Genomic DNA, 21,456 nt, shown 5'->3' on the forward strand with positions numbered 1-21,456 from the left:
TGAAATGTGCACATATTATTCAAGCTAGAGACTTATTACACCCTTTGTGTTTTATTGGATAAGCGACCTATTATGACATCTACTGTAATCAATACGTCTAAAAGCATCACATTGTGTACAGCGAAAATCTCAGCGCTGTCATTTGCAATGTTGCTTATGCAATCAAATACCGCATCTGCTGCAACTGATACATTGGTACAGCTGATCAATAATACTGCTCAGGCCAGCTATAACATTGACAGTGAGACCAGCACGACTATCAGTACTGACTCAAACCAAGTACAAGTAAAAGCCTCCAATTTACCTGAATATGGTATCAGTTTGACTCAACATGCTTTACGCACAGTCATGCCTAATACACAGGTAAGTTGGGTCAACGTACTAAGTAACACCAGCTATAGTGATCAGACTGTTGAATTGACACTTGCTATATCACCAACTGTCTCTAATTTAAAGGTCTATCAAGACCTTAATAATAATGGTGAGGTCGATTCAGAAGATCGACAAATCATGCTCGATAACCTGAGCGCTCAGATTAAACTTGGTCAGAGTGAGAGTATTCAGCTTATCGTACAGGCTCTATCAGATGCCAACGGTGAAGATGGCGATACTGCCGACATAAAAATTGGCGCTATCATATTAGAAGATCCATCAATAGCAGCTGTCGAAGCAATCGATAGACTGCTTATCATCGAGCCTGAAATTAAATTTACTACCCCTCAATTTGATGGTACCAAAGCCGACTCGCAAATCGGTGACAACGTTTATATTGATGCCAGTTATGCGCAGTGTAATGTGCAATCTGATAAACCTGATCAAGTATGGATTACCGTTAAGTCTCCTGCAACAGGTGACACCTACTCTCTTAAAGGAATTGAAACTGGTAATAATACAGGAAAATATCGTCTAACTGCACCGACACAAAACAACGCCAATGCTATTGACGATAAAATGATTCAGACATTGGTCGATGATACGTTGACTGCTGATTTCACAGCTTGTATCGATCCTTCTGTTGGCACAGGTGCTGATCAGCTACCAAATGATAGCGATCTTACTACACGTATCGATAATCTGAGCTCTCAAGTAAATATCATTGATAATAATGCAAGCCTAGTCGTCACTAAAGAAAGCGATGTCAAAACTGCAGAGCTTGGTGATTATGTCAGCTATACCATCGATATTACCAATAACGGCAAATCGACTGCTTACGATGTACAACTAAAAGACGCTTTACCGCGTGGTTTTGACTACGTTGAGAACAGTGTACGTGTTAGTCCAATGACTGATATTGATATCAATCAAGCACAGACCACCGAGTTTAAAGCTGATGGTAAATATCAGGTATTGAGCTTAGGCAACATGGCAGTTAACGAAAGTAAAAAAGTTACTTATCGTGTGCTCATCGGTGCGTCATCGCTAGGCGGCGATGGTATCAACCGCGCCACCGCAGTTGCTAGAAATGACCAAGGTCAAAGCGTCGGCTCAAGAGAAGCTCAGTGGAAGATTGATGTTGAGCGCGGCGTGATGAATACTGATGGTATTATCGTCGGTAAGGTCTATCATGATATCAACCGCGATGGTATTCAGCAAAAAGAAGACGGCGAACTTGGTGTCGCTGGTGTACGTATCTATATGGAGAACGGCAACTTCATCGTGACTGATCCTGAAGGTAAATATAACTTCTATGGTATCAGTGCAAAAACACACGTACTAAAGGTCGATCGTACTACTATACCTAGAGAAACTGAGCTGGTTACCCAGAGCAATCGCAATGCGGGTGATGCCGGTAGTCGTTTTGTTGATTTGAAATATGGCGAATTACATCGTGCGGACTTTGCAATCGTTGGTGGCATGGCAGATAGCACTGAACGCTTAAACGCTGAGCTAATTGCTCGTAGCAAGTCAGTAGAAGCTAAAAACGACACATTAGAGCAAGCGGTAAAAACCGAGCTGACTTTAGATCCTGACTATGATACCGATAACACTGACAATGTAGATGCTAGTGGTTGTAACATCAATGGTGACTTAGACCTTGGTAATAGCTGTGATTCGGCTATCGTTAATGACATGGTCAATCCAACAGATAGCCATGTTGGTATGACGGTAACCACTGTTGCTCCGCCAGTAGAAAAAGAGCTCGAAGAATACTTAAAAGAAGTGGCGAGTAACAGTGTTGCCTTCATCAACCTAAACGAAGGTCAGCAGCTTAGCACTTATAAACAAATGGTACAGGTTCAGGCACCGCTTGGGTCTGTGTTCACACTATATGCCAACGGCAAAGCTGTATCAGAACAAAAAATAGGTAAAACTGCTGAGCAAGAAAAACAGAATGTAACGGCTTTCGATTACTATGCTGTTGATTTACAGCGCGGCAAAAACACATTACGCGGTGTTGCAACGGACATAAATGGTAAAGTGATCTCTGAGCAAACTATTAAGGTATTAACCCCTGATAGCCTACAAGCTATCGACTATCGAACTCAGGAAAATCTAGTACCAGCAGATGGTATTAGTCAATATCAAGTGGTTATTAGCCTAAAAGATCGTGATGGTCGTCCATATATTGCATCAACTCCGATTACTATCGATACCAATATTGGTCGTATTAACCTTAATGACAGCAGTAAAGACCAATCTGGTACTCAAGTAATCGTATCCGGTGGTGAGCTACTAATACCCGTAACTGCACCTAGCGTACCAGGTAAGGGCGAGCTAGTAATTGACACTGGTAGCAGCAAACAAATCATTCCATTACAGTTCACCGCTCAACTACGTCCACTACTTGCTGTTGGTATTGTAGAAGGTGCTATTTCACTAAAAGACTTTGATGGTAGCAGCATTACCGATGCTCAAGGTGCATTTGAGCAAGAGCTAAATGACTTTGCTGGTAATGATGATTACACAGCTTCTGGTCGTGCCGCAATGTTCCTAAAAGGAAAAGTACGCGGCGACTATCTGCTAACGCTTGCATATGATAGCGATAAAAAAGGCGAGCGTTTGTTCCGTGATATCGAGCCTGGCGAATACTATCCTGTCTATGGCGACTCATCAGCCAAAGGCTTCGATGCGCAGTCTACTAGCAAGCTTTACGTGCGCCTTGATAAAGGTCGCTCGTTCGCTATGTATGGTGATTTAAAAACGCAAATTGATAACGATGAAGGTATCAAGCTTGGTCAATACAACCGTACATTAACTGGTCTAAAAGCTCAATTTGAAGATAGCAACACTCGTGTTACTGCCTTTTTAGCAGAAACCAGTACTAGCCAACGGGTAAATGAGACTCGCGGTTTGGGCATTTCAGGCCCATATCCATTGGCTGAGAACTTCGATGCGGTATTAGAAAACTCTGAAACGGTTGAAGTTATTACTCGTGACGCCAACAACCCTGGGCTTATTATCAATCGTGAGACGCTTACTCGCTTTGCTGATTATGAGATTGACCCCATCAGCCGTAGCTTATTCTTGACGGCACCGATTGCTAGTCAAGATATCGAAGGCAATCCTATCTATATCCGTGTCACTGTAGAAGTTGATGAAGGTGGTGAAGATTATTTGGTCGGTGGTATTGCAGCGAAGCAGCAACTAACGAATAAAGTCGCCATCGGTGGTAGCTATGTGAATAGCGATGACCCACTGAACAAAGAAGAGTTGGCTAGTGTTAATAGTGTTGTTAAATTCAATGATAAGCTAAAGCTAGTCGCTGAATATGCGATGAACAAAGCTGAGAACCCAAATTTTCAGTCAAGTAATCAAATCAATGCGAAAGAACTGACTGATAGTGATGCTGAAGGTAACGCACTACGTATTGAGCTGGATTTTGATAATAAGAAAAATACGCTTGCCAAAGCTTATTATAATGATGCTGATGAAGGTTTTGTCACTGGTGCATCACCGCTTACTGCTGGACGTACTGAATCTGGTGTAGAGGTTACTCATACTCTAAATGATAAGAAAACTGCTCTTAAGTTAGAAGGTATACGCACAGAAGAGCATACTACTGACGCTAGCCGCGAAGGCGTGCAAGCGAGCATTGAGCATCGTTTAAGCGAAAACATCGTTGGTGAAATTGGGGTTCGTTATTACAAACAAGATGCGACTGCTGCCTCACGTAATACTCAAGCCGCGACAGACGTTGTAGATATTACAGACGACACTTTGTTTAATGATGACATTATCAATCAGTCAGCGTTAAGCAGTGTTAGTAACGCTGAAGAAGATATTGAAGGCACGACTGTTCGTGCTCGTATTACCTCTCGTCTACCTAAGTTGAATGATAGCTTGGTATTTGCAGAGTATGAGCAAGATATCGAAAACAGCTCACGTAATGCGACTTCTATTGGTGGTGAGACACCGCTCGGAAATCTAGGACGACTATACGCACGTCATGATTTGATTAATAGCCTATCTGGCACTTATGGTCTTGATGATACAGATGAGCGTCAACGTACCACTGTTGGTTTTGACGCGACTTACATGAAAGATGGTAAGGTTTATAGCGAATACCGTATGCGCGATGCCATCAGTGCACGCGAAGCAGAAGCAGCCATTGGTCTAAAAAACAAGTGGTATGTTCAAGAAGGTTTAACTTTAAACACTTTATTTGAGCGTGTTGAATCTCTGGAAGGTGAAGAAAGTAACACTGCGACAGCGGCAGGTATCGGTGTTGAATATCTTGCCAAAGAGAATTATAAAGCATCAGGACGTTTTGAAAAACGTTGGGGTGAAACAAGTGATACGCTACTTGGTAGTGCTGGTATCGCCTATCGCTATACTGATGAGATTACCTTCTTAGCTAAAGACATCTACTCACGCACTGACTATAGTGATGGCGATCGCACTATCAATCGTTTTCAGCTAGGTGCTGCGTATCGTGACTACGATAGCAATCAGTTAGATATGCTTGCAAAATTCGAATATCGTTTGGATGATAATAATACTGGCGATGACGCTTATCAAAAAGACACTATGGTTTGGTCGTGGAATGGTAATTACCATCCTACGCGTCCGTTGACGTTGTCTGGACGTTATGCTGGTAAGTATACAGAATACGAAGCAGATAGCTTAACCAGCGATAACACGGCTCATGCTGTTTATGGCCGCGGTCTTTATGATATCAGTGAGCGTTGGGATATTGGTTTACAAGCAGGTACTTACTGGAATAATCAGGCAAATGACTTAGCTTATATGCTTGGTGCAGAAGTGGGTTATAGCCCAATGACCAACCTTTGGTTATCACTTGGTTATAACTTCATGGGCTTTGAAGATGAAGATATTGCTTATGATGACAGTACTCAGCAAGGTGCTTACTTTAGATTGCGCTTTAAATTTGATGAAGATTTATTCAAACGTGAAGACCCACGTAAGAACCAACGTCTAAGCAGCAATTCTGCATTTTAATTGTTTGATACTAATGATACTGTCGTAAGTACATCTTTAAGACAGTATCATGATTGTCTTATGGCAAATTATTTTGTCATTCAATAAACAACTAAGTCAGCCCTAGTAATGGTAAATAATACCAACGTTTATTACCTTAATATAAGGTTTACACCATGTTTGATTCATCCATCAATGCAGCACCTTTCAAGCGCTCAATATGCGTTACACTATCAGCTTTATCTTCGTTAACCTTTATGCAGCCAGCTTTAGCTAAGAGTGAGACTGTCCAAGTAGCTAACTCAACTAGCATGGCTAAATACTGCCGTGATGATAGTCAGACTCAAGCACGCTCTTATAGATATCAAAGCGAACAACAGCGCCTGTTAAATTGTATGGTCACGCAGTTAAAACCCTATCAACAAAAAGACAAGACAGCCGCTCAACAGTATTTCGCTTATAAAGCGCAAGCGTGGTTGAACTATGCCATTCATCAAGACAGTATGAATAGCCGCTCATCCGCTGGTCAAGTTGCGTTAGAAATGGCAGAGCCTATATTGCAAGCGCTAGATAATGATACGGTACAAGCCTTGAGCCTGTATCAAGATATTCCGTCTACCTCTGCTTTAATGCGTCCTGATCTATGGGCAACTTTAAGCGCGCTTAAAGACGGCGATGGCATAACATCAGCACCACGTGAGATGGCATTTAGTGAAGTGGCTTTAATTTGGGCAGCAACCAATCAATGTGCGCGAGGCTGGCGCGAATCTGGTATGCATTTTCGTATGGCCGATCGCTGGCTTGAACAAGCCCGCGAAGCTTACGTCAATGCAAATGACTCACAGACCAATGTAGCGCTAGAGAAGTCAATAGTCAGTTATCATAAGCAGTACTCGCCTTTAGATGCGAGCGATGATACTTGCCGTGGACAAGATTTGACGTCTAACCGTTAGAATAGTCGCTGTTTTATTAGAGATATTAATCTGTATTATTTCCAGTCCTATACTAAAAACTAAACATAAAAAAGCCGACCTATTTGTCGGCTTTTTTATGTTTAAAGTAAGCTCAATTAGCGGTTTTTACGTGGCAACTTTTCTGGTAGGTAACAACGTAAATAAGCAATAAATGCTGTATTTGCTTCTTGGATATACTCTTCAGTAATACTCTGATGACGGCGATAAGACAACGTAAAGATAGCATTTACGATGCTATAAGCAATCAACAAGGTATCTTGGATATCGTGGAAGTTTGGCATCTCATAACGCTCTGACAAACGCTTATAGACCAGATCAACGATTTGATGATCCATATCTTCACCAAAGCTGTCACCTTCAAAATCAGGTGTATTGGTGTCATAGATAAGCTTGGCTTTTGTCTCATCGTTATGGAATATCGTAATACAATGATCGATAAGCGCCGTTAAATACCCTTGCCATCTATCATAGTTGCCAATATCGACCGTCTCTACCATCTCTAATATTTCAATCGCATTCAAAAAACGCAATGCTAAAAATATTGCTTCAATATTGGGGAAAAAATGGTAAGCAGAAGCTCTTGGTATGCCCGCTTCTTCACACACAGCCGCTAACGTAATATCGTTAATAGCATGTGTTTCGCTCAACTTTTTGGCACCAGCCAATAGTTTTTGACGACGTGCACGACCTTGCTGGCTAGTAAACTTAAACTTATTAGGTACAAGCTTCTTTGCCAATTCCGAATCTACCAACACATCTTCGATCTTTTCGTCTTTGTTATCACTCATTGTAAATCTCTTAATGTTACGCCCTATTTTATAAATATAACTTTCATCGAATAGTAATTATCCTCAAATCAAGGATAGTTGCCTGTTGGCTAAAATATAAAGCCTATATGGTCACTACTATATTCAATGCAGAGGCATCATAAACGCTTGTATAGCATCAAGCAAGGGACATGAATAGGTTAAAAACAATAATACGCTCAGCAATTTAATAGAGCTAACCGTCTAATTTTATAAAGTTAATCTTTGAGTTTTATTTTCGCCCTTATAATACCATGATCGGTCACTCTATCGTCATAGTCCCATTTCAAATGATCATTAAAATAATCGACTCGTTCAACATGACCAAGTGAAAACTTACTATCAGGCAAAAACTCTTCAGAGACAAATAGCTGATCGATAACTTCTGGCATACCTTGATATATATGGGTGTATGCGACATCTTTCATCCAACCATACCGTGCTTGAATACGAGCAGCATCAAAAAGTGCGACATCACGCATACTTTTGTCGTAGTTAACTTCACCAGTTTCCGTCATCAACTGAGTAGTCACGCTTCCTGTGACATCATTCATATCACCCAATAGAATCAATGGCTCACGGGTATGTTGCAATCGCTCTATGACAGACATACGGATAGAGGCTGCTTCTGCCGCACGCATACATAGGCTACGAAGCTTGGCACGAACTCGAATATTCGGATCGTCCATATCCTCTAATAGGTTACCGTTTTCGTCTCGTAAGAAAAAAGCACGTTTGCTTTTTAGATGTGCTGTGATGACGGTAATAGGTTGCCCGTATGCGTCAATACGTAGCACCAGTGGAGGACGATTGAAGCGTTGATAAGGACCGATATCAGGTACATCAATAATGGCCTTTGGTGCTATATCTTTTAGCAAACTGGTTTCTAACTGCTCAAATCGGCTGATAATACCGACAGCAGGTGTATTCTGTGCACCCATGCCTTTGGTGTATATACTGGCGCTATCATTACTAGCAAGTGGAATGACCGCATGCTCGGGCTTGAAACCTAGTGAAACAGCCAGCGCTTCTAATGCATCACTATCCCAAACCTCTTGTACTGCGATAATGTCAGCATGCGCTTTAGCCAATAAATCTGTAAGACCTCGCAGCTTATGTTCATAGGCTTTATCGTTATAAGCTGGCGCATTTTCATAATAAGTTCGATTAGGGTTCGCAAAGTTCAGCAAGTTTGCCGTTGCGATATAAAACTGTTTATTGCCTTCAGTGTTATTACTCATATATTCCCCATCGTTCTCATTATTATAGTACATAATATTCACGTATGTGTATACGCTGCAAATTTTATGCCTAAAAAAACTCCCAAAGTTAAGCCTTGGAAGTTTTAAAATAGCATAAATGTTGATAAGTAGATTTACTAATAGAACTAGACATACAATCAATCTATTTTAGGTAATGGTATAGCAACCTCTAATGTTAGCTAATTACTAAATGCATTGGCTGCCAAGATGTTTGCCTAACCATTCTATTAGTTACCTAAAATTTCTTATGATACGCGGTTCCATGCATCACGTGATGCTTGACGCGCTTCGTTCCATTCCATACGAGACTCGCCTTTTACTTCGTGCCATGAACGCTCTAAATCTGCTTCATGATCTTCAAAACGAGCATCTACTGGATAACGAGCACGGTTCGCATAACCAACTGCATATGCTGGATGCAAGTCACGGTCGAAATCGTATTCTTCTCTATGATAATCTGCATTTGCGTACTCTGCACGCCAGTACGCTTCTTCGTGAGTTGGATCAATGGCTTCCGCTGCTGCATGACCTGCGCCGCCACCAACGATAGCACCGATAGCACCACCAATTAGCGTACCTAGTGGACCTGCCATTGTGCCGATAGCTGCACCTGCTGCTGCACCGCCTACACCGCCGATACCTGTACCTACTGGATGCGAGCCTGGCTCACCGGTAATAATGTCTGCGTTTAAATCTTCTTTTGTCTCTTTTGACATATGTTTTACTTCACTGCGATCGATAGCATCATGGTTACTCATAGTATTGTCCTTAAATTATTTATTATTTATTGAATTATTTATCTGCTAAAAACTAGCGGTCTTACTAAATCCAATTGAAGTATAAAAATTTATAGGTAAAGACAGATAGGCCGATTTTGTAAACTGTGTCCGTATTGCGATTATCTTGCGTTACAGCCTGTATCTTTATCACACTTGTGTACGGCAGCCTCATACTTTGAGTAATTATAAATGTACGATCACAATAAATTTACTAAGTAAATCAATCTTATAACGGCATCAGGGACCTTTTGATAGCCTGTTGCCATTTAACAAGATGTCGCTCACGAGTATCAGTCGACATACTTGGTTCAAACACGCGATCTACCTGCCATGAAGCTTTCATGGTCGATTCGTCATATAGCCCAGTTTTCAGTCCTGCGAGGAGTGCTGCACCCTTTGCCGTAATCTCTGTATCTCTAGGACGTAATACTGGAACACCTAACAAATCTGCTTGGAACTGCATGAGTAAATCATTATTTGCAGCGCCGCCATCTACTCTCAGCTCAGTCAAAGGATGAGGGCTGTCCTTTTGCATAGCGATAAGCACATCATAGGTTTGATAAGCAACGGCCTCCAATGCAGCGCGTGCAATATGTGCCTTAGTAGTGCCACGGCTCATACCAGTGATGCTAGCGCTAATATCCGAACGCCAGTAAGGCGCGCCCAATCCAGTAAAAGCAGGTAATAGAACGACATCTTCGCTACTGTTTACTTGACGGGCTAAGTCTTCGACGTCACTACTCTGCTGAATCATACCCAAATTATCACGCAGCCATTGAACGATAGCCCCTGCCATAAAGACACTGCCCTCTAGGGCATAAGTGACTTCCTTTTTAGGTGGCTGTAGCATGCGTTTGCCTGACTGTACGATTTGGTCAAATGATAAATTGTCCGGACGAATTGGTGACGTTTTACGTTGCCACGCGATGGTGGTTAGCAGCTTATGCTCACTCAGTTTTGGCTGTTGGCCAATATTCATTAGCATAAAGCAGCCTGTACCATAAGTGTTTTTGGCCATGCCTGCATCAAGACAACCTTGTCCAAAGAGCGCTGCTTGCTGATCACCCAATACCGCTTGAATGGGTATTTGCTTTGCAAACAGGCCTTTTTTGGTTTTGCCAAAATCGCCGTCGGACGGTAGTACTTTAGGCAATATATGCATAGGTATAGCAAAACGGTCACAAAGTGTCTCTGACCATGCCAGCTTATGGATATCAAATAGCAATGTACGAGAAGCATTGGTCACATCAATGACATGTTCACCGCCTGTGAGCTTATAAATCAGCCAACTATCAATCGTGCCGACCGCTATCTCACCTCTGCTGGCTCGTACACTCAGCTTCGGGTTGTTTTCGAGTAACCAAGCAATCTTACTGGCACTAAAATACGGATCTAAACGCAGACCTGTAATACGCTGTACTTCATGTGCCATATTGACACTATCAATGCTCTGATGCACAGGGTCATTCATGCTATTGGTAGCGCTTTCAGCAGCAAGCGTCTTACAGTAATTTGCGGTACGCCTGTCTTGCCAAATGATGGCAGGAGCCAGTGGCTTGCCAGTTTGCTTATCCCACATCACAATCGACTCACGCTGATTGGTAATCGCGATACTGGTAACGTCAGTGGCAAGCAACCCTGCCCGATTAATAACATCATGTGCACAGCTAATCTGAGTTTGCCAGATCTGCTGTGCATCTTGTTCAACGAATCCAGCTCTTGGTGTTTGCAGCGTCGTTGGCTGTTGTACCATTTTGATAGGACGCGCATGATCATCGTACAATATCGCTCGACTCGATGTGGTCCCTTGATCCAACGCTAAAATATACCCTGCCATGACACATCCTCTGCTAATATTGTTTATTCTGTTTGATAGCCATTTAGTGACTATTCATTGACTGATTGACTGATTGACTGATTGACTGATTGACTGATTGACTGATGCTTATTGAGCATTTTCTATTTGTTAATTACTGCCTAAATTTTTCATAATGAGATTAAAAACAAAATCTAACTAAAAATAAATTGCTTGAATTGAAAACGCCTTGTTGGCTATGTTGTTACTTATAAACAGATATTTAAAAATTAAATCAATCCTCTATCATACCGCTACTGGTCGCACAATAGAAAACGGCAAAATACTGAGCATTGACCCGTCACCATTGTGGCTCTACAGTGTACCTCTTATGACGAATGACCGCTTGTTAGCACTTTTAATATAGACGTATTTTTATATTAGAATATGAATGATTTATTTAAGCATCATTCTTTCGCTAGCTAGCAAATAGTCTATAATAGTTCAGCAACTTTATATCCTGAGCAATGAGATCTATCGGGGCTGTTCCTTATTTTATAATACCTTACATTCTAATTAATGGCTTATGTGACTTATGAAATTCATTTTATCAGCGCTACCGACTGCTATGATGACAGTTGCAGTCATGAGTGTGCCTGTCATGACTTACGCGAGCACTGACGCTGACAGTATAGAAGCGTCAGATGATGTTACACCAGTGGCTGTGACACAAATCATAGATACTGATAGTCCGACTGATAATGATAAACCAGCTGTAGCGCCTTTTCATACACTACCAAACCCTCAACACGTTGAGTCGCAGGCACTGTCTACGCTTGTTGACCCTATTACACATAAAGCCGTCGATAACAGCTACGCATTAGACGTCTCAAGCTTTTTGAGCTTAGAGCAAGCGCAGAAGCTGCTGGTACAAGTCTCACCTAAAATCGCTGCCAATCAAGCAGCGATTGCCGCTAGTGAATACCAAACTGACGCGCTCAGAACTATCGACAATCCGCTCGTATTTGCTCGAGTATCTGCCAGTGCCTATCATTTAGATGAGGATATAGATTTATCTTCTCTCAGAAGCGGTATCGTCAACGAAGTAAACAATGGCGTAGATAACATAGTCCCTCCTACAGCAGACCTACCAGACTTTGGTGAGCTGGTCGGTGAGCGTATTCCCGACTCCTATAACCTCAAGCGCTCAGGCTCTACATCAGGCGCAGGTCTTGGAGTCGTTTGGCCTATTTATACTGCTGGACGTACAGACGCATTGACTGGCGCCTCGGATGCACGTACACAAGAAGCGATGGCTGATAGCGTACTGGATAAAAATGAGCTTTATAATACGTTAATTGAGCGTTATTTTAAGGCACAGTTAGCGATTATCGCCGCTTACTTGCGAGAAGACGCTTACGATACATTGCAGCAAACCGACCATATGGCCGAGCGTTTGTTTGAAGAAGGTTTTATCTCACGTGTCGATAGACTAGAAGCACAGTCGGCGCTTGCCGATGCCAAAAGCGAATCCGTCAATGCGAATAATGACGCGCGCTTAGCTATGATTGCGTTACAGCGTCTACTACGTACCGACTACCGTATTAAACCAACCACACCTTTGTTTGTCTCTAGTCGTCCCCTGCCAGATGTGAGCTACTTTCAGGACTTGGCACTAAACAACCATCCCGGACTGCAAAAAGTTGCAGCCAAGCGGGCACAGGCTCAGCAGTTACATGCGCTATCAGATACGGGCTACAAGCCTACGGTATTATTATACGGTTATGGTCAGGTAGAGAAAGATCCAAGCTGGGTCGCTGGTATATCTGCCAGTTGGAAACTATGGGGCGGACTCGATAAAGCAGCATCATTAGCATCCAGTAGTGCCAAAATACGTCAGGCCGATCTCTCTGAGATTGAAGTTAGTGACAATTTATTGCTACTGGTAGAAAAAAACTGGCACGATGTCAATAATGCTCAATCACGCTATCAGGCATTGCAAAGTAATGTTGATTTGGCAGCAGAAGTATTGCGACTACGACGCTTAGGATTACAAGAAGGTGTAAATACCACCGTTGACGTGGTGCAAGCACAAACGCAATCGCTCAAAGCACGTACCGAGCAAGCACAGGCTGCTAATGACTATGTACAGTCACTGGCTGCCCTCATGCAAAGCTGTGGTACGCCACTTGCTTTTAATGCTTATCTCAATGCCGCTGACATTCAATTGCCTACTTTATATACTGAGCAATGATGTGATGTGAGAAGCCATAAGTCGTGCTGATAAATGCTTTGTATTACCATGAAGCCGACATCGAAATTACTATTACCAACCCTATTACGAACAGCTGCTTTTATGAAAAAATTGACCTCTAAATCGATAAAAAACTGGCTACAGACGTTACTAGAAACGTGGCGTATTGCCAACAACTCTAACGTTTGGGCGCATTGCGCAAGTGTAGGTTTCTTTGGATTCTTATCAATTTTTCCAGTGATGGCTGTGTTTGTACTGCTTTATGGTCTTGCGTTTTCTCCTACCGAGATGCAAGAGCAAATCTCGCTTCTGAGTCAATTTATACCTGATACAGTATATGAAGTGCTCAACTCCCGTCTGAGCGAGTTGGTTTCTACAACTACGTCTGCTCTGACTTTCAGCCTGCTTATATCGTCCTTGCTCGCACTTTATGCGGGTTCTAAAGGTATCAAATCTTTAATTATTCTTATTAATCTTGCGTTTCATATCACTCAAGAGCGTAGTTTTGTACAAAGCACGATCCGCGCAGTTGGTCTGACCTTTGCAGCAGTAGTCGTATTGATTATCGCAGTCTCTTCTATCGCGATTATTCCTTTGGGAGCCGCCTACTTCCCTTTCCCTCAGATAGCAAAGACAATTGCGCTTTGGAGCAGGTGGCCAGTGTTGACGGGTATCATATTCTTAAGCTTTTTGGGTCTTTATCGTCTAGCCCCAAATCGTGATGCCGTCGCCCTCAAAAAATTAATGCCAGGCGCTGCGTTAGCAACAGTTTTATGGATTATATTGTCCATCTTATTTTCAATTTATGTGCAAAATTTTAATAACTATAGTGCTGAGTTTGGCGCGCTTTCAGCTGCTGTGGTCATTATGCTATGGCTCTATTATTCAGCATTTATCGTCGCTCTTGGTGCTATTTTTAATTCTGAAACTATAGACAACGCCAAACCTTATGCGTTTCGAGTGTACTAGTAATAAACCCTTTATTTTCAACTTTGTTGCTTTAGGAATCTCATTGTCATGACAGAATTACCACGCGAATCAGACGACTCAAATAAATCAGCTGATGCAACCGAGTCAGTGACCTCTCAAGATACACAAAATTCAGTCGATCCTGTAGAAAACGTGTCTGATATTGAACCAGAGCAACCGACAGCTGCTTATAATCGTGATGCCTCTAAAACTGATAAATCTGCGCGTATAAAAAAAGCATTACTTGCACTATTCATACTGATTGTCCTTGGTACGATTGCGTATGGCCTATACAAAAGTAATGCGCATAGCGAGCCAGAAGTTATTACGCTGCAGGGTCAAATGCAAATGCAGCAAACGTCGATCGCTGCAAAAGTACCAGGGCGTATTGCCCAAATTATGGTAACAGAGGGTGATACGGTAACAGCAGGTCAGCAATTGGTTGAGATGGATTCGCCTGAGATTAATGCCAAGATTAATCAAGCACGTGCTGGTAAGCAAATCGCGCAAAGCCAATTAGATAAAGCAGAAAATGGTGCGCGTCCGCAAGAAATCGCCCAAGCAAAAGCCGCTTGGCAAGCCAATAAAGCCGCGTCTGACTTGGCAGAAAATACCTATCAGCGTGTCAATCGCCTTTACGAAGAAGGACTGATGGCGCGACAAAAGCGCGATGAGGCATATGCTCAATATCTTGCTACTCAAGACCAAACCGAAGCAGCCCGCTTACAATATGATCTGGCCTTAGAAGGTGCACGTACTGAAGATAAGTCAGCGGCCACTGCACAAGTTGCACAGGTCGATGCAAAACTCGATGAAGCGCTAGTAGCAAAAGAGGAAGCGAACCTAAGAAGTCCTATCGCTGGTATCGTCGATAATGTCATCGTGAGTACTGGAGAAGTCATCGGTCAAGGAGTTCCGCTCCTGACATTGGTGGATACCAATGACCAATGGGTGGTACTTAACGTCACTGAGTCTTATTTAAATCAATTTGCTATTGGTCAGACATTTACCGGTACTATCCCAGCGCTGTCATCAGCGGATAAGTCTTATACGAAACAGTTTACCGTCTATGCGACATCGACCTTATCAGACTTTGCCACTTGGCGTCCGACCAATAACGATGATGGTTTTGATGTGCGTACTTTTGAGGTAAAGGCCCGACCATCTAAACCCGATGCTCGTATCCGCTCGGGTATGAGTGTGGTTGTACGTATCAACCCTACTCCTGTCAATCAGAACCAAGAGTAAGCCATGCACTTGACTAAGTTAAGTGAGGCTTTTTTACGCAGTGCAGCCTACGAGCGCCGTTTTTTGGCAAAAAATCATTGGGACTTTAGCATGGTGGTATGGATACCACTGGCAACGGTGCTGTTAATATGGTGGATATTCTCACAGACTCAAATTACTGATTTGCCTATCGGAGTCATCGATCAAGACAACAGCGCTGTTGCCAATACTGCTGTACGTTACTTAGAAGCAAGTCCTACTTTAACAGTCAGACAGCTTTATTACTCCCAAGCGGATGCAGAGGCTGCTATTTTACAGCGCGACATTTATGCTGTTGTCATTATCCCAGAGGACTTTTCTCGTAATATCTTATCGAGCCAGCCTGCTCCATTGACTCTACAAGTCAATGCACAGTATGGTACACACTCTGGTATTATTCAGGCAGGTGTCCAAGCGGTCGCTAGCACCTTATCCGCAGGTGTAGAGATCAAGCGATTGATCAAACAAGGCGTAGCGCCATCACAAGCGATGACGGCTTACGCGCCTATCAGTGTGCAGCGTATTAGCTTATTCAATGCTGCGACCAATTATCAGCAGTTTTTGGCTTCGACCGTCATACCTGCCTTATTACATATATTGGCAATGGTCATTGGCGCAACCACGATTGGCCGCGAGTTACGTGATAAGAATATCGGTCGCTGGTACCGTTTTATTGATACAGGCAAACCTAGTCTAACCTTATCCAGAGCTTCAAAAACGTCATCTTCGCTATCAACCAAACAAGATAGCAGCGATAACAAAGCATCATCTTCAAGCGCAAACGTGCCCCATTCGGTCAGCTTATCAGTATTGGTCTTTGGTTTATTGGGTAAATACTTTTGGTCAATATTGGCCTATAGCTTATGGTCGGCTTTGGTATTGTGGCTTGTAACGTCGAACCAAAATATAAGCATTGGGTCAATCATCGCAGTATATATCGGCCTATTGTGTTTGATGATACTGTCATTCTGGCTTGGTGCTATTTTTACTTTGAACTCCTTTTCACTGCGTATGGGTTTGTCAACCACTGGTTTTATTTCAGCGCCTTCTTATGCCTTTGCTGGTGTGACCTTTCCTTATATTGCGATTAGTGATAGCGCGCAATACTGGTCAAATGCATTGCCACTGACACATTACCTCAAGCTACACATTGCTCAATTGCAAATGCAAGCGCCTATTGCTATCTCTGTGCCTATTGTCTACGGTCTGGCGCTTGCCACTATCATCGCCATGCTACTGACAGCCCTATTGACCAAACGCGCATTGGCGCATCCTGAACGCTGGGGAGCCCGCTAATGTCCGCACAATCAAAGCTCAAGCGCAAAGAGCCTCAATCAGCCATCGCTCCAGCATCTCAAACATTTTGGACAAGCTTTATTCAAACGTTCAAAGACGTTTTTGGGGATAAAGGCGTACTTTTGATGCTGATTATTGCCCCGATTATCTATGGGTTTTTCTATCCTTGGCCCTACTCAACTGAAGTGGTCAACCATGTACCAGTGGGTATCATTGATCATGACAACAGCAACTTATCGCGTACTCTTGTTCGCTATGCGAGTGCTAGTCCATACCTAGATACTGAACGATTTATCAATGAGCAGGCGGCCAAAGAAGCCATATGGTCAGATCAAATTGCAGGCTATATGGTGATTCCAGCTGGTCTCGAAGAACAAGTTCAGTCCGGAGAGCAAGCACACGTTAGCGTACTGGGTAATGGCGGTTATTTTATTTTAAATAAAAACGTCCAATTGGGATTCTCTCAAGCAGTAGGTACGGTATCCGCAGGCATCAAGGTAAAGAAAAGCATTGCGAAAGGCGCTTATGCATCTACCGCAGCACAGAATACTCAAGCCGTACCGCTACGGATTATGCCACTGTATAACCAAACTGAAGGCTATGGTGCTTATGTCGTACCTGCTGTCTCTGTTATTATTTTACAGCAGACACTTTTAATGGCGACTGCGATGCTGATTGGCACATGGTACGAGCAGCGCCGTCACAGTACGAGTGTACGTGGTTGGCTAGGACGCATTGGGGCTTTGAGCTCACTTAGCTTTATCGTTGGCTGCTTTTATTATGGGTGGGCGTTTGAGCTACATCATTATCCACGCGGACAAAACATGCTTGGTACGCTGCTGTTTTTAGCACTATTTTGTCCGACAGTCGCAACGCTCGGCTGCGTGCTCGGATTATGGTTCCGGCAGCGTGAGCGCAGTATGCAGATCTTAATTTTTATCTCCTTACCGATATTCTTCTTAAGCGGCTACCCTTGGCCAGCAGACCAATTACCTCAAGTATTACAAGTAATACGTTGGCTGGTACCGACTACGCCTGCAATCAATACCTCTGTACAGCTTAACCAAATGGGTGCCAGCATCTCTCAAGTCGCTATAGGATTTTACGCGTTAGCTGGCTTATGGTTGCTCTATTTTGTTTTGTTGCTATTTTTACGCAAGCGTATTCCACAGCGAAAAGCCTACTTGTAAATCTTCAAACTAATGAAATCTATAAGCATAAAAAAAGCGCCTGCACTATTAATAATATAGTAGCAGGCGCTTTTTTATTTATACGATATCAATAGCGGTGGTTTAAAACACTCGGTTCAAACCATTCAATGCTGCCACACGATATGCTTCTGCCATCGTGGGATAGTTGAAAGTCGTATTTACAAAGTACTCAAGCGTATTGTTGCTCTTACACTTCATCACGGCTTGACCGATATGAATAATCTCTGAAGCGTGGTTACCGTAGCAATGGATGCCTAGAATCTCTAACGTATCACGATGGAATAATATCTTTAATACGCCTGAACGTTCACCGATAATTTGGGCACGTGCCAAATGCTTAAAGAACGCCTGACCCACTTCATACGGAACTTTTTCATCCGTGAGCTCTTGCTCTGTCTTACCGATACAAGAGATTTCAGGAATTGTATAGATACCCGTCGGTACACTAGATACTGGCTCAGCATCACTATCACCAACCATAAAGGCAGCGGCACAGCGACCTTGGTCGTAGGCGGCAGAGGCTAGTGACGGCCAACCGATTACGTCGCCAGCAGCATAGATATTGTCGACGTCCGTACAGTAAGTATCATCTACTTTTAGCTGACCACGGCCGTTTGCTTTTAGCCCAATAGCTTCTAAATTCAGGCCTTCTGTATTACCTGAGCGACCATTTGACCAAAGAATGGCATCAGATTTGATGCGCTTGCCGCTCTTTAGGTGCAAGACTACATAATCATCATGAGTCTCAAGATGATCAATCTCTTCGTTACTACGGATAAGCACACCGAACTGTCTAAAGTCATGCGCGATGGCATCACTGATTTCGCTGTCTAAGTAATTAAGCAATTGATCTTGGTTATTGATTAGATCAACTTTGTAGCCAAGACCAGTAAAGATAGACGCATACTCACAGCCAATCACCCCTGCACCATAAATGATGATTTTTTTGACTACATAATCCATTTGCAAGATTTTGTCAGAGTCAAAAACGCGTGGATGGTTAAAGTCTAAAATCTCAGGACGGTAAGGACGACTACCGACAGTAATGATGGCTTTATTGAAAGTGATGGTTTCGTACACATTTTCATCGACTTCAATACGTAGCGTATGTGCGTCAATAAAACTTGCCCAACCTTGAATGACTTCAATACGGTTGCGCTCATAAAAACGTGTATGGGTACTGACTTGACGACGGATAACTTGACGCGCCTTGGCCAATACTTCATTTAGCGGTACTTGCTTATATTCCATCGCCTTGGTAAACATTGGATCGCGGCGGAAGTTAATCAAGTTAAATACAGATTGGCGTAGTGCTTTACTTGGAATCGTACCGACGTGAGTAGAGTTACCCCCTACTTGATCACGTGGATCGACGACGACAACTCTTTTACCAGATTTAGTCAGCTTCATAGCAGCGGCTTCACCAGCAGGCCCCGCCCCTAAAACAACGGCATCATACTCATACTCGTGATCGTCACTTTTTAGACGACGAGAGTCTTTGGTAAAGCCAGACTTAATATCGATTCGTGTGTCATCGAGCGGATTCACTAAGTCAGGATGATGCATGACATCATCAGTCACTTGCTCGTGAGTCTGCTCTATCTTTTCTTTTTTGTTCTTACCTTCGGTATGTTCAGGGCTTGGCACGTGTCCGCTAGATTTATTTGATACTTCGGTATGAATATCTTTACCAGTATCATTGGTCTCGTCGCTTGCACTTTTACTTACCATGATGTCCTCTTTATATTTATTTATCGAGTAAATGTTTGAGATATAAATGAATCAATATATAGCTGAGTTAGTATCATGTAGATAAATGAATACCGCCCTACTAAGGCATGCCCACCATACGTTGTGACAATATGTTTTGCAATGTCCAATGACCAGTGGCGCTCTGTTGCCCTTCATCAATCTGTGGGCGGGCGCTAATAATGTACTCTGTACCAAGGGTTGGTTTGAAGTCATCGATCCAGTCGTAAGGAATCTGAAACACGCTACCGTCTTTAGATTTAGCAAGCAGGCACTGCATTGGCAGTTCTGAGGCACAGGCCACACGGTTTGGCATGACGGTCAGTGTCTGTGCTTCACCCAATACGATACTTGGAATATAGCGCGGCTCAGGTACTGGATCCTTTGCAAATGGTGATGTTTGACAAGCACTCAGTAAAGTCGCTGCACTGATTAAACCTGCCAGCAACAACGATGGCTTTATAGATTGATAGGCTGAAATCATAATATTCTCTATATGATAATTATCTAGGATGAAATGATGTATGTTTATTAGTGTTTTATACGCACTTATTAAAGCTGCCTGAACACTTATTGATACTGATTGAACAGAGACTGTTTAAGCTGACATTCATTATCCAATACGGCGTTTGAGACCTGTCATCTGCAAAATACGCGTGGCAATCTCTTCAACAGACATCTCTGATACATCTAAGCTTGGGATACCGTGCGTGATATAAATACCCTGAATCGCGCGCTGCTCTTGCTGGCATTGCTGATAACTAGAATAACGACTGCCTGCACGGCGCTCTTGACGGATTTTTACCAAGCGATCGGTATCAATAAGCAAACCAAATAGTTTGTCTTTGTGCTCACGTAATGCTTTCGGCAACTGATTGTCGTACAAGTCATCTTCGGTTAAAGGATAGTTAGCCGCTCGAATACCGAATTGTAATGCTAAGTATAAAGAAGTCGGCGTCTTACCAGAGCGCGACACACCCACCAAAATAATATCGGCTGCATTATAGTGACGAGTACGCGCGCCATCATCATTGTCTAAAGCAAAATGCACTGCATCGATCCGCTCTTTATAGGTTTCAGAATCAACATCATCATGTGCATGGCCTGAATGACCATCTGGCTCCACACCTGTCTCTTCTGCAACACGGCCAATCAGACCTTCATACATATCCAAGTTACAGCTATGCGCTGAGTTAATCTTTTCACGAATCTCAGGATTGACGATCGTATCGAAAACCAATGGCAACGAACCATCGCGCTGATACGCCATATTGATTTGTTCAACCGCATCTTCTGCACGCTCTAAGCTATCGACATATGGCAATACTCTTGTCTCAAAAGGAACTGAGGCAAACTGACTCAAAATAGCGCGTCCAAGTGTCTCAGCCGTAATCGCTGTGCCATCTGAGATAAAAAACGCCGTTCTAATCGCCTGTGAGCTGTCCAAGTTTAGCGCATGGCGATTTTGGATAGTGGACTTAACTTGTTCAGATGGATTGCTTGAGTACATATCGTTGACACCTCGGTTGAAAACTCAATAATGACCTTCATTTAGTTTTTGGTATAGATCTTAGTAATAATTCAGACTTGGTAAATGTTTAGCAGTTATTGACTATTAATAGCATTACTTTGACTATCATTAATAGTGTGGCTTTTACTTAGATTTTTACAGTTACCTTTATAACTCGTATAACTAGGCTTTATAACTGCCTACTT

14 protein-coding genes are annotated in these 21,456 nt (G+C 42.8%); 7 read left to right on the plus strand and 7 right to left on the minus strand.

Annotated elements, in window-relative coordinates; genetic code table 11:
• Positions 1-72: 72 nt before the first annotated feature.
• Both JMX63_RS08955 and JMX63_RS08960 read left to right on the plus strand, forming a co-directional pair.
• Positions 73-5,400, plus strand: coding sequence for a DUF11 domain-containing protein (locus JMX63_RS08955; protein WP_201572094.1), 5,328 nt, complete (start codon positions 73-75; stop codon positions 5,398-5,400).
• A 155-nt stretch (positions 5,401-5,555) separates the two neighbouring features.
• Positions 5,556-6,332: a hypothetical protein gene (locus JMX63_RS08960; protein WP_201572095.1), complete on the plus strand. Its 777-nt coding sequence runs from the start codon at positions 5,556-5,558 to the stop codon at positions 6,330-6,332.
• A gap of 116 nt (positions 6,333-6,448) precedes the next feature.
• On the opposite strand, the gene JMX63_RS08965 is transcribed toward JMX63_RS08960, so the two are convergent.
• The 4 genes from JMX63_RS08965 to glpK form a co-directional block, all read right to left on the minus strand.
• Positions 6,449-7,141: a TetR/AcrR family transcriptional regulator gene (locus tag JMX63_RS08965; protein WP_101205430.1), complete on the minus strand. Its 693-nt coding sequence runs from the start codon at positions 7,139-7,141 to the stop codon at positions 6,449-6,451.
• 236 nt (positions 7,142-7,377) lie between these two features.
• A complete protein-coding gene (locus JMX63_RS08970; RefSeq protein ID WP_201572113.1) occupies positions 7,378-8,400 on the minus strand; it encodes an endonuclease/exonuclease/phosphatase family protein in 1,023 nt (340 codons plus the stop codon).
• Positions 8,401-8,666: 266 nt separating this feature from the next.
• A complete protein-coding gene (locus JMX63_RS08975) occupies positions 8,667-9,179 on the minus strand; it encodes a hypothetical protein (RefSeq protein WP_057759401.1) in 513 nt (170 codons plus the stop codon).
• Between the two features lie 247 nt (positions 9,180-9,426).
• Entirely contained in the window at positions 9,427-11,037 is a 1,611-nt protein-coding gene (gene glpK / locus JMX63_RS08980; protein WP_201572096.1) for a glycerol kinase GlpK, read from the minus strand.
• A gap of 553 nt (positions 11,038-11,590) precedes the next feature.
• Here glpK and JMX63_RS08985 point away from each other — a divergent pair.
• The 5 genes from JMX63_RS08985 to JMX63_RS09005 all read left to right on the plus strand — a co-directional run bounded on the left by JMX63_RS08985 (position 11,591) and on the right by JMX63_RS09005 (position 17,970).
• A complete protein-coding gene (locus JMX63_RS08985; RefSeq protein WP_201572098.1) occupies positions 11,591-13,249 on the plus strand; it encodes a TolC family protein in 1,659 nt (552 codons plus the stop codon).
• 102 nt (positions 13,250-13,351) lie between these two features.
• Positions 13,352-14,218, plus strand: a complete 867-nt coding sequence (locus JMX63_RS08990; RefSeq protein WP_201572100.1) for a YihY/virulence factor BrkB family protein — start codon at positions 13,352-13,354, stop codon at positions 14,216-14,218.
• A 48-nt stretch (positions 14,219-14,266) separates the two neighbouring features.
• The gene (locus JMX63_RS08995) at positions 14,267-15,466 is read left to right on the plus strand and encodes an HlyD family secretion protein (protein ID WP_201572102.1); all 1,200 of its coding nucleotides are present in this window, start codon (positions 14,267-14,269) and stop codon (positions 15,464-15,466) included.
• A 3-nt stretch (positions 15,467-15,469) separates the two neighbouring features.
• Positions 15,470-16,780: an ABC transporter permease gene (locus JMX63_RS09000; RefSeq protein ID WP_201572103.1), complete on the plus strand. Its 1,311-nt coding sequence runs from the start codon at positions 15,470-15,472 to the stop codon at positions 16,778-16,780.
• Positions 16,780-17,970, plus strand: a complete 1,191-nt coding sequence (locus JMX63_RS09005) for an ABC transporter permease (protein WP_102091301.1) — start codon at positions 16,780-16,782, stop codon at positions 17,968-17,970. Before JMX63_RS09000 ends, JMX63_RS09005 begins: the two co-directional genes overlap by 1 nt.
• Positions 17,971-18,072: 102 nt before the next feature.
• Here the strand turns inward: JMX63_RS09005 and sthA are convergent, their stop codons facing one another.
• From sthA to ppsR, 3 genes are all read right to left on the minus strand, one after another.
• The gene (gene sthA, locus JMX63_RS09010; protein WP_057759390.1) at positions 18,073-19,722 is read right to left on the minus strand and encodes a Si-specific NAD(P)(+) transhydrogenase; all 1,650 of its coding nucleotides are present in this window, start codon (positions 19,720-19,722) and stop codon (positions 18,073-18,075) included.
• 100 nt (positions 19,723-19,822) lie between these two features.
• Positions 19,823-20,224, minus strand: coding sequence for a DUF4377 domain-containing protein (locus tag JMX63_RS09015; protein WP_101205439.1), 402 nt, complete (start codon positions 20,222-20,224; stop codon positions 19,823-19,825).
• Between the two features lie 129 nt (positions 20,225-20,353).
• A complete protein-coding gene (gene ppsR / locus JMX63_RS09020) occupies positions 20,354-21,250 on the minus strand; it encodes a posphoenolpyruvate synthetase regulatory kinase/phosphorylase PpsR (protein ID WP_101205440.1) in 897 nt (298 codons plus the stop codon).
• Positions 21,251-21,456 lie beyond the last annotated feature (206 nt).

Origin of the sequence: Psychrobacter nivimaris (genome assembly GCF_904846365.1) — a bacterium.
GTDB lineage: Bacteria > Pseudomonadota > Gammaproteobacteria > Pseudomonadales > Moraxellaceae > Psychrobacter > Psychrobacter nivimaris_B.